The organism is Streptomyces ruber (assembly GCF_014648075.1).
In the GTDB taxonomy this organism is placed as follows: domain Bacteria; phylum Actinomycetota; class Actinomycetes; order Streptomycetales; family Streptomycetaceae; genus Streptomyces; species Streptomyces ruber.
Genome location: NZ_BMQK01000002.1, coordinates 352,973 through 367,455, shown reverse-complemented (window position 1 = coordinate 367,455; position 14,483 = coordinate 352,973). Strand labels below are relative to the sequence as shown.

The following is a 14,483-nucleotide window of genomic DNA, read 5'->3' as shown; positions in this document are numbered from 1 at the left end:
TACGGGTGCGCGCAGGGATCCGCGTCTTTTGCCTGGCAGACTGGGACGTGTGACGATCCCTGACCCCAGCTCCGCGTCCCTGCCGTCTCAGCCGTCCCGGCCGTTCCGCCGCGAGGAGACCGCGCGCGACGAGGCGCCCCAGTTCGTGCTGCCCCTGGTGGTGCGGATCGAGAAGGCCGCGCCCCCGGCCCGTACCGACGCGCTGCAGACCGCGGCCCGCGCGGTGCTCGTCATGCTGAGCGACGAGCGGTCCCTCGGCGACGGCGAGTGGGCGCGGGCGATGCGGGACTGGCAGGACGCCCGGATCCGCAAGGTCGTCCGCCGGGCGCGGGGCGCGGAGTGGCGGCGCGCGGAGGCGCTGCCCGGGATCACGGTGACGGGCAAGTCGGCCGAGGTACGGGTGTTCCCGCCGGTGCCGCTGGACGGCTGGCCCAAGGAACTGGCGAAGCTCCAGGTCTCGGGGACGGACCTCGACGACCCCGAGCCCCCGGTCGGGGCGGACCCGGCGGCTCCCGTGCTGTGGCTGAGCCCGGACCTGGAGATGTCGGCGGGCAAGGCGATGGCCCAGGCGGGGCACGGCGCCCAGCTCGCCTGGTGGGAGCTGGACGACGAGGAGCGCACCGTCTGGCGCGAGGCGGGTTTCCCGCTCGCCGTGCGCACCGCCGACCCGGCGCGGTGGCGCGAGCTGACCGCCTCCGGGCTCCCCGTGGTCCGCGACGCCGGCTTCACGGAGATCGCCCCCGGTTCCTGCACGGTGGTGGCGGACCACCCGGCGCTGCGCCACCGCTGACGGTCCCGCGGACGCCGCTGAACATCACCGCCGCCTCGCACGTACTTACCGGTACTGGCCACGTAACGATCCCCAACGACCAGTTGGTTTCTCCGGGAGGCGTCCCCATGCGGCGTATCAACGGCTCGGTCCTCGTCAGCCTGGCACTCATCGGCACCGCCGGCGCGCTGGCGTTCCCCGTCTGGTCGTACGCGGACCGGTCCGGCACCGAACAGGCCAATGTCGCCGCCGGCGCGGTGAACACCCGGTGGGGTCCGCTCACCGCCTCCGACCGCGATCTGATCGTGCGGGTCCGGCTGGCCGGCCTGTGGGAGCTGCCCGCCGGCCAGCAGGCCCTGGAGCGCGCGCCCACCCAGGCGATCAAGGAGGCCGCCGACCACCTCGTCGTCGGCCACACCGACCTGGACAACCGCGTACGGATCGTCGCGGAGCAGCTCGGTGTCGAACTGCCCAACGTGCCGAACGAACAGCAGCGGGGCTGGCTGAACGAACTGACGCAGGCGCGGGGCGCGGACTACGAGTACAAGTTCGCCAACCTCCTGCGCGCCGCCCACGGCAAGATCTTTCCGGCGATCGGCGCGGTCCGGAACAGCACCCGCAACACACTGGTGCGCCAGCTCGCCTCGGACGCCAACCAGACCGTGCTCGACCACATCACCGTGCTGGAGAAGACGGGCAAGGTCGACTTCGACGCCATCGCGAACGACACCGTCGCCGGTTCGACCGCCAGCCCGACCGGTCCGCCGGCGCCCCGGCCCGGTGTCTCCGTCCCGGCCGCACCGCCCGCCGAGGCGACCGGCGACATCAGCGTGACGTCGCAGCCGTCGCCGGGCGAGCCCGGCGTCATCAGCACGGACCGGCCGGAGGCGACGGTGCCGGAGGTGCCGCGGACCGGCGGGCGGGTCGGCTGAGCCGAAGCTCAAATGTTGCTCTGAAGGTCCGCCTCGCGGGGTTGGGCGGCCGTGCCCGGGGCCATCACCCCGTCACGCCGGGCGACCGGTACGAGGGTGATCCGGGGGAGGAACGATGCAGCAGCGGCACGTGCGCCTGGGGACGGGCATCGGCTGGCGGCCGGAGATCGCCGACGCCGTGGAGCGCATGACGGACACGGCGGGCACGACAGACACCACGAGCACACCGGGCACGGCGGGCGTCGACTGGGTGGAGGTCGTGGCGGAGAACGTGTGCCCCGAGCACCTCCCCGCGTCGCTGACCCGGCTGCGGGAACGGGGCGTCACGGTGGTGCCGCACGGCGTCTCGCTCGGCCTCGGCGGCGCCCGCCGTCCCGACCCGGAGCGGCTGCGGGCGCTCGCCGAGCGGGCCGGGGCGCTGGGGTCGCCGCTGGTCACGGAGCACATCGCGTTCGTCCGGGCGGGCGGCCCGCCGACCGGGACCCCGGCGCTGGAGGCGGGCCACCTGCTGCCCGTCCCGCGCACCCGCGACGCGCTGGACGTGCTGTGCGAGAACGTCCGCATCGCCCAGGACGCCCTGCCGGTGCCGCTCGCCCTGGAGAACATCGCGGCGCTCCTGTCCTGGCCCGACGAGGAGATGACGGAGGGACAGTTCCTGTACGAGCTGGCCGACCGGACCGGGGTGCGGCTGCTCATCGACGTGGCCAACCTGCACACCAACCACGTCAACCAGGGCGAGGACCCCGCGAGGGCGCTCGACGAGCTGCCGGTCGAGGCCGTCGCGTACGTGCATGTGGCGGGCGGCTTCGAACGGGACGGCGTCTGGCACGACAGCCACGCCCACCCCGTCCCCCGGCAGGTCCACGACATCCTCGCCGGCCTGGCCTCCCGGGTGACCCCGCCGGGCGTCCTCCTGGAACGGGACGACAACTTCCCCGCGCCGGAGGAGCTGGAGCGGGAGGTGGCGGCGATACGGGAGACGGTACGGGGTGCCTCCGGCGCAGGCGGGAACGGGGGCGCGGGCGTGCGGGCGCTCCCCGGGCCGCGGGGCGGCGCACCGGAAGCCGAGGCGGACACCGCCCCCGCCCGGCAGCGCCTCGGGACCGGGCAGGCCGCGCTGCTGTCCGCGCTGGTCGCGGGCACACCCGCGCCCGAGGGGTTCGACCGGGCACGGCTGGGCGTGCAGGCACGGGCGCTCGCCGCCAAGCGCGCGGACGTCGTGGCCAAGGTCGCGCCGGAGCTCCCGGAGATCCTCGGCGGGGCGTACCGGCCGGCCTTCCTCGCCTACGCCGAGGGCCGGCCGCTGACCGGCGGGTACCGCCGCGACGCCCTGGACTTCGTCGAGGGACTGCTGCGCGACGGGGTCCCCGGGGGTTCCGAGGCGCGGCGGCTGCGGGCGTGGTGGCGGGAGCGGTCGGGGCCGACGCCGCCTTCCGGGCGGGCGACCGCGCGTCTGGCCCGCACCGCCCGCCGGGTGCTGCTCCGCCGCTGAGCGCCCGTGCGTACGGCGGCCCGGGGCAATGGGGACGCGCCCACGGCCTGGTTGCTTTACTTCGTCCACCAGTGATCGAAACATCCCTTCTGTCGTCACCGTAAGGACCGAAGGGATCACGCGATGAGAGCCGCCGCCGTCTATGGAGCCGTCGGGTCCTTGCTGCTGACAGCGTTGACCGCCGCCCCCGCGCGCAGCGACACGAGCCACTGGCCGGACGTCTCGGTCCTCACGGGGATCGACGGCACGGCGGTCGCCGAGGCGCAGGGGGCCGCCGTCGCGGCCCGGCGCGCCGAGGCGGCGGGCATCCGCTTCGGCGTCTGCCCGAAGGAGGAGGGTCTTCCGGCGCCCGTGCGGTGCGGCACCGTCACGGTTCCCCTCGACTACGCCCGGCCGAACGGCTCGAAGATCAAGCTGACGGTCAGCCGCGTCGAGGCCACGGGCAAGGGTTCCGGCAAGGGCTCGGGCAAGGTCGCGCGGCAGGGCGCCCTCGTCTACAACCCCGGCGGTCCCGGCGCCTCGGGCATGCACTTCCCGCTCGCCGCCCACCTGCCCGAGTGGCAGCGCCTCGCGGGCGCGTACGACCTCGTCGGCTACGCCCCGCGCGGTGTGGGGCGCTCGGCGCCGCTGTCCTGCCGGGACCCGCAGCAACTGGTGAAGAAGGGGCCCTCCCAGCAGCCGACGCACCCCTCGGAGTCGTACAAGAGGGAACGCGTCGCGCGGGCCCAGGCGTACGCGCGCGGCTGCGACCGGCGGGGCGGCAGCGGGCTGCGGCACTACCACTCGCTGAACAACGCGCGTGACCTGGACGTACTGCGCGCCGCGCTCGGCGAGGAGAAGCTCACGTTCATGGGTGCCTCGTACGGCACGTACATCGGGGCGGTGTACGCGACGCTCTTCCCCTCGCACGTGCGCCGCATGGTGTTCGACTCGGTGGTGAACCCCGACCCCGAGGGGATCTGGTACCGCAACAACCTCCGCCAGTCGGCCGCGTTCGAGCGCCGCTGGGCGGACTTCCGCGCGTGGACGGCCCGGCACCACGCGGTGTACGGGCTGGGGAGGACCGAGCAGGAGGTGCTCAGGAGTTACGAGCGGGCACGGGCGCGGCTCGCCGCCGAGCCCGCGGGCGGCAAGGTCGGGCCGGGGCAGCTGCAGGCCGCGATGCTCCAGGCCGGGTACTACGACGACTACTGGCCGCAGCGGGCGCTGGCGCTGTCGCGCTACCTGAAGGGCGATGCGAAGCCGCTGGTGCAGCAGGCGGCGCCGAGTGCCGAGGGGATCACCGAGCAGGAGAACGGCAACGCGGTCTACACGGCCGTGGAGTGCAACGACGCACCCTGGCCCACGGACTGGCGCACCTGGGACCGGGACAACACCCGGCTGGCGCGCACGGCACCGTTCGAGACGTGGGACAACGTGTGGATGAACCTGCCGTGCGCGTACTGGAAGGCGACCCGGCAGCGGCCGCTCGACGTCCGCACGGGCCCCGGCGCGCTGCCGCCGACGCTGCTCCTCGCGGGGGAACGGGACGCGGCGACGCCCTACGAGGGGGCGCTGGAGCTCCGGCGGCGGCTGTCCGGCTCGGTCCTGGTCACCGAGCGGAACGCGGGTACGCACGGGGTCGCGGGCGGACGGAACGCGTGCGTCAACGCCCACCTGGAGGCCTACCTGCTGGAGGGTCGGGTCCCGGAGCGGGGCGCGTCGTGCGCGCCGCGCCCGGAGCCGAGGCCGGCGGCGCCGGGCAGCCCGTCCGCCGGGGAACGGGCCGCCCGGGCGCTGCGCTGACCGTCAGGGCCTCAGGCCAGACCCGCCACCAGCTCGGCGACCGACCTGCGGCGGCCGGTGAAGAACGGCACCTCCTCGCGGACGTGCCGCCGGGCCTCGGAGCCACGGAGGTGACGCATGAGGTCGACGATGCGGTACAGCTCGTCGGCCTCGAAGGCGAGGATCCACTCGTAGTCGCCGAGCGAGAACGAGGCGACCGTGTTGGCGCGCACGTCCGGGTAGCCGCGGGCCATCTTGCCGTGGTCGGCGAGCATCGTGCGGCGCTCCTCGTCGGGGAGGAGGTACCACTCGTAGGAGCGCACGAAGGGGTAGACGCTGACGTACTCGCGCGGCGTCTCGTCGGCGAGGAACGCCGGGATGTGCGAGCGGTTGAACTCGGCGGGGCGGTGCAGCGCCATGTTCGACCACACCGGCGTGAGCGCACGGCCGAGCCTCGTACGGCGGAAGAGGTTGTACGCCTCCTGCAGCGCGTCGCTCGTCTCGGCGTGCCACCAGATCATCAGGTCGGCGTCGGCGCGCAGGCCCGACACGTCGTAGGTGCCGCGGACGGTGACGTCCTTGGCGGCGAGCTGGTCGAACAGCTCCTGGACCTCTTCGGCGTAGCCGCCGCGGTCCTCGGGCAGCACGTCCTTCAGCTGGAAGACCGACCACAGGGTGTACCGGATGACCTCGTTGAGGTCCTTCGCCAGCTTGCCCTTGTTCGGGATGCGGGCAGGTTCGGCGGCGGGAGCAGTGTCACTCATGGCCTTATTGTCCTCCTCCCGTCCGCGGGCCCCGGCACCGGGTCGGCGGTGAGCGCGTCCACCGCGGCGTACGCGCTCGCGATGGTCGCCGGGACGCCGACGCCGTCGTACGCGGCACCGCACACGGCGAGACCGGGCAGCTTGGCCACCTGCTCGCGGACGCGGGCCACGCGCGCGTGGTGGCCGACCGGGTACTGGGGCAGGCCGTCGGCCCAGCGGGTGACGCGGGTGGCGACGGGGGCGGCGTCCAGGCCGGTGGCCTCGCGCAGGTCGTGCCGGGAGACGTCCACGAGGTGCTCGTCGTCGTGACCGAGGACCGCCGTCTCGCCGTACCGCCCGACGGAGGTGCGCACCACCAGCAGGTCCGGGTTCTCGTCCGCGATCCAGCCCCACTTGCGGGACGCGAACGTCGACGCCTTGATGGTCCGCCCGTCGACCGGCGGCACGAGGAAGCCGCTGCCCTCCGGCAGCTCCGCCTCGGCCCGGCGGTAGACGAGGCTGACCAGGGCCATGGAGGCGTACTCGACGCCGGCCAGCTCGGCCGCGGCGGCCGGGGCCTCGGCGCGCAGCAGCCCGGCGGCGGCCGGTGCGGGCACGGCCACGACGACCGCGTCGGCGTGCAGGACACGGCCCCCGGCGACCACCCGCCAGGCGCCCGCGCGCCCCGCCTCCGCCGTGCCGGTGCGGCGCAGCTCCGTCACCGGCGTGCCGGTCAGGATCTCGCCGCCCCGCGCGCGTACGGAGTCGGCGACGGCGAGCGGCAGCGTCCCGACACCGCCCTCGACGCCCATGAACACCGGCCCGGACGGAGCGGAACCGGTCCGCGCCGCCGCGGCCGTCCGTCCCTGGATCGCGCGGACGGCCTCCGTCAGCGAGGTGTGCGCGCGGGCCGCCTCGAAGAGCTGGGGCACCGCCGCACGCATCGAGATGCGGTACGCGTCGCCCGCGTACACCCCGCCCAGGAGGGGCTCCACCAGGCGGTCGACGACCTCGCGGCCGAGGCGCGCCGCCACGTACTCCCCCACCGCCACGTCGTCGCCGACCTCCGTGCGCGGCAGGCCGGCGTCCCGCTCGATGCGTGCGAGGCCCTCCTCCGACAGCACCCCGGCGACGGCGGACGCGGCGCCGGGCACGCCCATGACGTGGCCCTTGGGCATGGGGCGCAGGGCACCGCGGGTCCAGATGGAGGCCGTGGCGGTGGCGGGCTGCTGGAGGCGGTCGCCGAGGCCGACCGCGCGGGCGAGGCCGACCGCCTCGGGGCGGCGGGCCAGCAGCGACTCGGCGCCGAGGTCCACGCGGACCCCCTCGATCTCGCCGGGCAGCAGTTTCCCGCCGAGCCGGTCCGACGCCTCCAGCACGGTGACCCGTGCGCCCCGGTCCAGCAGGCGGTGGGCGGCGACGAGTCCCGCGATGCCGCCCCCGATGACGATGACCTGCCCTGTGTCCGCGATGCCCGCGGTCTCCGCACTTGTTCCGCGCATGCACCCACCTTCTCAGACCCCACTGACAGGCGCCGACGCCGGTCACGGTGATCCGTGGGCCGCCCCGTAGCGTGGTCGGCATGGTCAAGGACTCTGGGAGAGAACGACTGGTCGTGATCGGCGGCGACGCGACGGGCATGTCCGCCGCCTCGCAGGCGCGCCGGATGCGGGGACCGGACGAGCTGGAGATCGTGGCGTTCGAGCGGGGCCGCTTCTCGTCCTACTCGGCGTGCGGCATCCCGTACTGGGTGGGCGGCGACGTCACCGGACGGGACCGGCTGATCGCCCGCACGCCCGAGGAGCACCGGGCCCGGGACATCGACCTGCGGATGCGTACCGAGGTCCTGGAGATCGACGTGGAGAAGCAGCGCGTCCGCGCGCGGGACCTCGGCTCCGGGGCCGAGTCCTGGACGCCGTACGACCAGCTCGTCATCGCCACCGGTGCCCGCCCCGTCCACCCGTCGCTGCCGGGGGCCCACGCGCGCGGGGTGCACGGGGTGCAGACCCTGGAGGACGGGCAGGCCCTCCTGGACACCCTCGCCGCCACCGAGGGCCGCCGCGCGGTGGTCGTCGGCGCGGGCTACATCGGCGTGGAGATGGCCGAGGCGCTCCTCACGCGCGGGTACGAGGTGACCGTCGTCAACCGCGGCGCGGAACCCATGGCGACGCTCGATGCGGACATGGGCCGTCTGGTGCACGACGCCATGGAGGGCATGGGCATCGCCATGGTGAACGGCGCCGAGGTCACCGAGATCCGCACGGACGGCGAGGGTCGCGTCCGCGCGGTGGCCACGGCGGACGCCGAGTACCCGGCGGACGTCGTCGTCCTCGGGATCGGCGTTCAGCCCGAGACGACCCTCGCCGAGCGGGCGGGGCTGCCGCTGGGCGGGGCCGGGGGGCTGCTGACCGACCTGGCGATGCGGGTGCGCGGCCACGAGAACGTCTGGGCCGGCGGCGACTGCGTGGAGGTGCTCGACCTGGTCTCCGGCCGGGAGCGGCACATACCGCTGGGCACGCACGCCAACAAGCACGGGCAGATCATCGGCACCAACATCGGCGGCGGGTACGCCACGTTCCCGGGCGTCGTGGGCACGGCGGTCAGCAAGGTCTGCGCACTGGAGATCGCCCGCACCGGGCTGCGCGAGAAGGACGCGCGGCGGGCGGGGCTGCAGTTCGAGACGGTGACGATCGAGTCCACGAGCCGCGCCGGCTACTACCCGGACGCGGCCCCCATGACGGTGAAGATGCTCGCCGAGCGCCGCACGGGACGTCTTCTCGGGGTGCAGATCGTCGGCCGCGAGGGCGCGGGCAAGCGCGTGGACATCGCCGCGGTGGCGCTGACCGCGGGCATGACCGTGGAGCAGATGACCACCTTGGACCTGGGGTACGCGCCCCCGTTCTCCCCGGTGTGGGACCCGGTGCTGGTGGCCGCCAGGAAGGCGGTGGGCGCGGTGCGGCGCGGGGGCGCGTGAGGTCCGGGCGTGCCGCGCCGTACGGCGCCCGGTCAGACCGACCCGTTGATCCGGTCGATCGCCTGGCGGGCCTGCTCGGCCGGCGGGCGCGGCGGCAGGGACGACACCGAGGCGGTGGCGGGCAGGGGACCCGCGATCGACGGGTCGGCCGGCGGTTTGGCGTGGGCGGCGGCCGGGCGTGCGGTCCGCAGCCGGTGACCGACGGCCTCGTCGAGGGTGACGGGGCGCTGCATCTGGGCGGCGAGCCGGCCGGCCTCCTGGCCCAGCCGCGCCACGTCCTCCCAGGGCAGCCGCACCACCAGGGCTATCTCGGCCTCGCCGTCGGGCAGGGCGTGCATCGGCGGGGTGACTCGGTCGTTCATCGCCTGTTCCTCACGTGGTCCGTCGGGCCTGGCATCGCGGGCGTTGCGAAGACATACGCACGGTCGCGCCACCGTGTTCAACGCGCCGGTTCCGGAGCCGGAACGGGGGCACACGTCCCCTGTGGTGATCCCCGTCCATGACGTCAACCCGACGCGTCGCACGCCCTACGTGACGTACACGCTGATCGCCGTGAACGTCGTCGTCTTCCTTCTCATGCCGGGCCTGGCCGGTTCGGTGGCGGGCGACGGCGGGCTGGCGCAGCTGTGCAGGCTGCACGCCTTCCTCGACCACTACGCCGCGGTGCCGCAGGAGCTGATCCACGCGCGGATGCCGCAGCTCGTGCCCACGGGCGGGACGGGGGTGGGCCCGCAGGGGCCCGGCTGTGTGGTGGGACCGCCGGGCTACGACAAGTCGCCGGTGCTGTCCGTGCTGTCGGCGATGTTCCTGCACGGCGGCTGGCTGCACCTGCTGGGCAACATGCTCTTCCTGCTGATCTTCGGCAACAACATCGAGGACCGGCTGGGGCATGTCCGCTTCGCGCTGTTCTACCTGGTCTGCGGGTACGCGGCCACGTACGGCTACGCCCTGCTCAACGCGGACTCGGGCGAGCCGCTGATCGGCGCCTCGGGGGCGATCGCCGGGGTGCTCGGCGCGTATCTCGTGCTCTACCCCAGGGCCCGGGTCTGGGTGCTGGTCCCGTTTCTGATCTTCCTGCCGCTGCGGCTGCCCGCGTGGCTGGTGCTGGGCTTCTGGTTCGTGCTGCAGGCGGTGTACTCGGCGGGCGAGGGCGTCTCGGCCGCGGGGAGCGTGGCGTACGCGGCCCATGTCGCCGGGTTCCTCGTGGGCATGCTGCTGGCGTGGCCGCTGCGCCCCGGCACCCCGCCGCCGCCCGAGCCGCGCGGCCTGCTGTGGGGCAGGCGCGCGCGGCACGGCTGGTGAGCGGCTCCCGGCCGGCTTCAGGGGCGTACTAGAGCGCCGTCTGCGTGTGGACGTGCTCGACGAGCCGGGTCAGCGCGTCGGGGTCCGTGGTGGGCAGGACGCCGTGACCGAGGTTGAAGATGTGGCCCTCCAGGTCCGCCGCCGCGTCGAGGACCTCGCGGGTCTTGGCCTCGACGGCTTCCCGGCCGGCGAAGAGGACGGCCGGGTCCAGGTTGCCCTGGAGCGCCTTGCCCGGGCCGACGCGGCGGGCCGCCTCGTCCATGGGGACGCGCCAGTCGACGCCGACGACGTCCGCGCCCGCCTCGCCCATGAGGCCGAGCAGTTCACCGGTGCCGACGCCGAAGTGGATGCGGGGGACGCCGTACCCTGCCACGGCCTCGAAGACCTTGCTCGACGCCGGCAGGACGGAGCGCCGGTAGTCGGCGGGCGCGAGGGCGCCCACCCACGAGTCGAAGAGCTGCACGGCGCTGGCGCCGGCCTCGATCTGCACCTTCAGGAACGCGGCGGTGATCTCGGCGAGACGGTCCAGCAGGTCGGCCCAGAGCTGCGGGTCGCCGTACATGAGCGCCTTGGTGTGCTCGTGGTTGCGGGACGGGCCGCCCTCGACGAGGTAGCTGGCCAGGGTGAAGGGGGCGCCGGCGAAACCGATGAGCGGGGTCTCGCCGAGCTCGGCGGTGAGCAGCCCGATCGCCTCGGTGACGTAAGGGACGTCCTCGGGGGTCAGGTCGCGGAGCCGGGCGAGGTCGGCGCGGGTGCGGACCGGGTTCTCGACGACCGGGCCGACCCCGGGCCTGATGTCGAGGTCGACGCCGATGGCCTTGAGCGGGACGACGATGTCGCTGAAGTAGATCGCCGCGTCCACGTGGTGCCGCCGCACGGGCTGGAGCGTGATCTCCGTGACCAGCTCGGGGCGCATGCAGGACTCCAGCATCGGGATGCCCTCGCGCACCTTGCGGTACTCCGGCAGGGAGCGCCCCGCCTGCCGCATGAACCACACCGGCGTGTGCGGCACGGGCTCGCGCCTGCACGCCTTGAGGAAGGCGGAGTCGTACGTGGCGGTCGGCTGGGGGCCCGAAGGGCTGACGATGGCACTCACGCCGAAAAGTCTCGCACGGCGCGCGGGCCCCTTCGCCCCGGGCCCCCGCGGCGTGCGCGGTGCCCGGGGCACCGGCCCGTGCGGGCGCGCCCGGGTGCGGGAACCGTATCGGCGCGCGTTCGCCCACCGCGATGCGACCGTGACCTCGCGTACGGGTGTCTCTCCCCGCGCCGGGGCCCCGTTCCCCTTACTCTTCCCCGCATGGCTGCGGCTCAGGGACGACTGTCGGACGACACTGGCGGGATGGGCGACCCGAAGGAGGGGGACCGGAGAGCTATGGAGACGGCGCCGCTGCCCTTCCGAGCGGCCGTCGACGCGCTGAGAGGCGCCCGTCTGCGGCCGGAGATCGAGCTCGAGGCCGCGCGCCCGCCGCAGCGGCTCGCCCCTTACGCGTACGCCCTGGAGGCCGCGGTCCTCGACGAGGACGAGGAGGACCTCGCCGACGGACGTCTGATCCTGCTGCACGACCCGGCCGGGCACGAGGCCTGGCAGGGCTCCTTCCGGCTGGTCACCCTGATCCGCGCGGAACTGGAGGCGGAGATGGCCGCGGACCCGCTGCTCCCCGACGTCTGCTGGTCCTGGCTGACCGGCGCGCTCCAGTCCCGCGGCCTGCCGTACGGCGAGCCGAGCGGCACCGTCACGCGCGCGAGCTCCCACTACTTCGGCGGCCTCAGCGCCCGCCCGGCCGCCTCGCAGATCGAGATCCGTGCCTCGTGGACCCCGCGCGAGGGCCTGGGCGGCGTCCCCGACACCGCCTCCCACCTCGTCTCCTGGTGCGACCTCCTCGCGCAGGTCGCCGGTCTGCCCCCGGCCACGGCGGGCGACGCGTCCGTCGTCTCACTGCCCCAGCGCCGGGGTCCCCGCACCCGTTAGCCGCGTCCCCGCCCGGCCCCGTCCGCACCCGGCGGGCCACCCCTTCCGAAGGCCCCTCGGCCGCACCGCCGAGGGGCCTTCGCGCGTCCGCGCCCGCTTCCCGCAGAGATCACCCGTTTGCCTCTGCCTCTTTGTCGATACGGCCACTTTCGGACCCGTATCGACGCGGAGCGACACCGTTCGATCTTCGAATGATCGAAGGCGTGTCCGAATTGCACGTATTGTTACTCACCAAATCGTGATCATTCTCTAAAGAACGCCCGGCCTGTTGCCGAAGAGGTCTGTGACCTTGAAAGCACGGTTGGTCCCGGTCCTGATCCCCGCGAGCCGGTTCCGTCCCGCACCCCAGGAGGCCTGGTGTCCGTTCTCCTCGAGCAGCCCGCAAGCCTGGTCGCCTACCGCCCGAACAAGCCGACCGCGATGGTGGTCGTGGCCGATCCCCGCGTCCGCTCCACCGTGACCCGCCACCTGTGGGCGCTCGGTGTGCGCGACGTCATCGAGGCCTCGTCCGTCGCGGAGGCTCGTCCCCGCATCGGCAACCCCCGCGACATCTGCGTCGCCGACGTCCACCTGCCCGACGGCTCCGGACTCACGCTCCTGTCCGAGACCCGCGCCGCGGGCTGGCCCAACGGCCTCGCCCTCTCCGCCGCCGACGACATCGGCGCCGTCCGCAACGCCCTCGCCGGCGGGGTGAAGGGATACGTCGTCACCGGCACCCGCACCAACCTCGGCCTGCCCGCCCGTCCCGGCGCCGCCCCCATCGGCTCCGCCGCCGCCCGTATGCACCGCCGCCCCCCGGGCGCCCCGAGCCACCCGGGCGGCTACCGCGAGCTGTCGGGCCGCGAGGTCGAGGTGCTGCGCCTCGTCGCGGAGGGCCAGTCCAACAAGGCGATCGGCGTGTCGATGGGCCTGTCCGCGCTCACCGTCAAGAGCCACCTCGCGCGCATCGCCCGCAAGCTCGGCACCGGCGACCGCGCCGGGATGGTGGCGGTGGCCCTGCGCACCGGGATCATCCACTGAGCGCCCGTCCCGGGCCGGCCACCCCCACGCCGCACCGGCGTCCGGACTCCGGTCCCGCGCCCCTGACCACCGGGCCCGGCTTCCCCGCTCCCGTTCACCGGGCCCGGTCCTCCCACCACCCGGGCACGGGCGCACGCGGTGGCTGACCGGTTTACGACCCTCGTCGCCGCGTCGACGGAACGTTCCGTCGGCAGGTGCAGTCCATACACAGATACCCTTGACAGGTGACCGACGCCCAAGAGACCGCAGCAGACAGTTCACTGCGAACCACCGGGGGCGCCCCTCCGGACGACGGCGGATCTTCTGCGCTGGAAGCGCCGATCCCCCTGCTGGAACCGCAGGACGGCATCCCGCCCGTGATCGCCGACGAGGACTCGCTCGCCGAGGCGGTCGCCGCCTTCGCCGCCGGCTCCGGCCCCGTCGCCGTCGACGCCGAGCGCGCCTCCGGGTACCGCTACGGACAGCGCGCCTACCTCGTGCAGCTGCGCCGCGCGGGTGCCGGTACCGCCCTGATCGACCCCGTGGCCTGCCCCGATCTGTCGGGCCTCGGCGAGGTGCTCGCCGACGTCGAGTGGGTGCTGCACGCGGCCACCCAGGACCTGCCCTGTCTGCGCGAGATAGGCATGGTCCCGGCACGGATCTTCGACACCGAGCTGGCCGGCCGCCTCGCCGGATTCCCGCGCGTCGGCCTCGGCGCGATGGTCGAGGGCGTCCTCGGCTACGTCCTGGAGAAGGGCCACTCCGCGGTCGACTGGTCGACGCGTCCGCTGCCCGAGCCGTGGCTGCGCTACGCGGCCCTCGACGTGGAACTCCTCGTCGACCTGCGCGACGCGCTGGAGAAGGAGCTGGACCGGCAGGGCAAGCTGCAGTGGGCCCGGCAGGAGTTCGACGCGATCGCCTCGGCACCGCCCGCCGAGCCGCGCAAGGACCCCTGGCGCCGTACGTCCGGGATGCACAAGGTGCGCAGGCGCCGGCAGATGGCCGTCGTGAAGGAGCTGTGGGAGACCCGGGACCGCATCGCGCGGCGCCGGGACGTCTCGCCGGGCAAGGTGCTGAGCGACGCGGCGATCGTCGAGGCCGCGCTCGCCGTGCCGCCGAACGTGCACGCGCTGGCCGCGCTGAACGGCTTCGGGCACCGCATCGGCCGCCGTCAGCTGGAGCAGTGGCAGGCCGCCGTCGACCGCGCGCGGGAACTGCCCGAGTCCCGGCTGCCGCAGCCCGGGCAGCCGGTGGCCGGTCCCCCGCCGCCGCGGGCCTGGGCCGACAAGGACCCGACGGCCGCGGCGCGGCTGTCCGCCGCCAGGGCCGCCGTGTCCGGGCTGGCCGAGCGGCTCGGCATGCCGCAGGAGAACCTGATCGCCCCGGACACCGTGCGGCGGGTGTGCTGGGAGCCGCCCGCCCCCGTGGACGCCGGGACGGTGTCCGCCGCGCTGGCCGCGCACGGGGCGCGGCCGTGGCAGGTGGAGCAGGTGACTCCGGTGCTGGTGGGGGCGCTGTCGGTCACGGGGGCCTGAAGCA

Annotated in this window: 13 protein-coding genes; 9 read left to right on the top strand and 4 right to left on the bottom strand. The window is 74.4% G+C overall.

Annotated features, from left to right (window positions below):
- Positions 1–49: 49 nt before the first annotated feature.
- From IEZ04_RS06130 to IEZ04_RS06115, 4 genes are all read left to right on the top strand, one after another.
- A complete protein-coding gene (locus tag IEZ04_RS06130) occupies positions 50–790 on the top strand; it encodes a peptidyl-tRNA hydrolase (RefSeq protein ID WP_189215647.1) in 741 nt (246 codons plus the stop codon).
- 107 nt (positions 791–897) lie between these two features.
- Entirely contained in the window at positions 898–1,701 is an 804-nt protein-coding gene (locus IEZ04_RS06125; protein WP_189215646.1) for a DUF4142 domain-containing protein, read from the top strand.
- A gap of 115 nt (positions 1,702–1,816) precedes the next feature.
- A complete protein-coding gene (locus IEZ04_RS06120; RefSeq protein ID WP_189215645.1) occupies positions 1,817–3,193 on the top strand; it encodes an MbnB/TglH/ChrH family RiPP precursor modification enzyme in 1,377 nt (458 codons plus the stop codon).
- A gap of 123 nt (positions 3,194–3,316) precedes the next feature.
- Positions 3,317–4,978, top strand: coding sequence for an alpha/beta hydrolase (locus tag IEZ04_RS06115; RefSeq protein WP_189215644.1), 1,662 nt, complete (start codon positions 3,317–3,319; stop codon positions 4,976–4,978).
- A gap of 11 nt (positions 4,979–4,989) precedes the next feature.
- On the opposite strand, the gene hemQ is transcribed toward IEZ04_RS06115, so the two are convergent.
- Both hemQ and hemG read right to left on the bottom strand, forming a co-directional pair.
- Entirely contained in the window at positions 4,990–5,721 is a 732-nt protein-coding gene (hemQ, locus tag IEZ04_RS06110; protein WP_189215643.1) for a hydrogen peroxide-dependent heme synthase, read from the bottom strand.
- Positions 5,718–7,202, bottom strand: coding sequence for a protoporphyrinogen oxidase (hemG, locus tag IEZ04_RS06105; RefSeq protein WP_189215642.1), 1,485 nt, complete (start codon positions 7,200–7,202; stop codon positions 5,718–5,720). The genes hemQ and hemG overlap by 4 nt, the downstream gene beginning before the upstream one ends.
- 80 nt (positions 7,203–7,282) lie before the next feature.
- On the opposite strand from hemG, the gene IEZ04_RS06100 reads away from it, so the two are divergent.
- Positions 7,283–8,674, top strand: a complete 1,392-nt coding sequence (locus IEZ04_RS06100) for an FAD-dependent oxidoreductase (protein ID WP_189215641.1) — start codon at positions 7,283–7,285, stop codon at positions 8,672–8,674.
- Positions 8,675–8,706: 32 nt separating this feature from the next.
- Here the strand turns inward: IEZ04_RS06100 and IEZ04_RS06095 are convergent, their stop codons facing one another.
- Positions 8,707–9,036, bottom strand: a complete 330-nt coding sequence (locus IEZ04_RS06095) for a hypothetical protein (RefSeq protein ID WP_189215640.1) — start codon at positions 9,034–9,036, stop codon at positions 8,707–8,709.
- A gap of 121 nt (positions 9,037–9,157) precedes the next feature.
- Here IEZ04_RS06095 and IEZ04_RS06090 point away from each other — a divergent pair, with 121 nt between their 5' ends.
- The gene (locus IEZ04_RS06090) at positions 9,158–9,976 is read left to right on the top strand and encodes a rhomboid family intramembrane serine protease (protein ID WP_189215639.1); all 819 of its coding nucleotides are present in this window, start codon (positions 9,158–9,160) and stop codon (positions 9,974–9,976) included.
- A 28-nt stretch (positions 9,977–10,004) separates the two neighbouring features.
- Here the strand turns inward: IEZ04_RS06090 and hemE are convergent, their stop codons facing one another.
- Positions 10,005–11,072 (bottom strand): uroporphyrinogen decarboxylase, encoded by a 1,068-nt coding sequence (hemE, locus tag IEZ04_RS06085; RefSeq protein WP_189215638.1) that lies wholly within the window; start codon positions 11,070–11,072, stop codon positions 10,005–10,007.
- Positions 11,073–11,273: 201 nt separating this feature from the next.
- Between hemE and IEZ04_RS06080 the strand changes: the two genes are divergently transcribed.
- From IEZ04_RS06080 to IEZ04_RS06070, 3 genes are all read left to right on the top strand, one after another.
- A complete protein-coding gene (locus tag IEZ04_RS06080; RefSeq protein WP_189215637.1) occupies positions 11,274–11,945 on the top strand; it encodes a DUF3000 domain-containing protein in 672 nt (223 codons plus the stop codon).
- A gap of 357 nt (positions 11,946–12,302) precedes the next feature.
- Positions 12,303–12,965 (top strand): response regulator transcription factor, encoded by a 663-nt coding sequence (locus IEZ04_RS06075; protein ID WP_189215636.1) that lies wholly within the window; start codon positions 12,303–12,305, stop codon positions 12,963–12,965.
- Positions 12,966–13,189: 224 nt separating this feature from the next.
- Positions 13,190–14,479: a ribonuclease D gene (locus IEZ04_RS06070; RefSeq protein WP_189215635.1), complete on the top strand. Its 1,290-nt coding sequence runs from the start codon at positions 13,190–13,192 to the stop codon at positions 14,477–14,479.
- Positions 14,480–14,483 lie beyond the last annotated feature (4 nt).

What these genes read in the sequence shown, in the direction of transcription:
- hemG (WP_189215642.1), bottom strand. Translation starts at nt 7,202, where the DNA reads ATGCGCGGAACAAGTGCGGAGACCGCGGGCATCGCGGACACAGGGCAG.
- IEZ04_RS06115 (WP_189215644.1), top strand. Translation starts at nt 3,317, where the DNA reads ATGAGAGCCGCCGCCGTCTATGGAGCCGTCGGGTCCTTGCTGCTGACA.
- IEZ04_RS06120 (WP_189215645.1), top strand. Translation starts at nt 1,817, where the DNA reads ATGCAGCAGCGGCACGTGCGCCTGGGGACGGGCATCGGCTGGCGGCCG.
- IEZ04_RS06095 (WP_189215640.1), bottom strand. Translation starts at nt 9,036, where the DNA reads ATGAACGACCGAGTCACCCCGCCGATGCACGCCCTGCCCGACGGCGAG.
- hemQ (WP_189215643.1), bottom strand. Translation starts at nt 5,721, where the DNA reads ATGAGTGACACTGCTCCCGCCGCCGAACCTGCCCGCATCCCGAACAAG.
- IEZ04_RS06125 (WP_189215646.1), top strand. Translation starts at nt 898, where the DNA reads ATGCGGCGTATCAACGGCTCGGTCCTCGTCAGCCTGGCACTCATCGGC.
- IEZ04_RS06080 (WP_189215637.1), top strand. Translation starts at nt 11,274, where the DNA reads ATGGCTGCGGCTCAGGGACGACTGTCGGACGACACTGGCGGGATGGGC.
- IEZ04_RS06100 (WP_189215641.1), top strand. Translation starts at nt 7,283, where the DNA reads ATGGTCAAGGACTCTGGGAGAGAACGACTGGTCGTGATCGGCGGCGAC.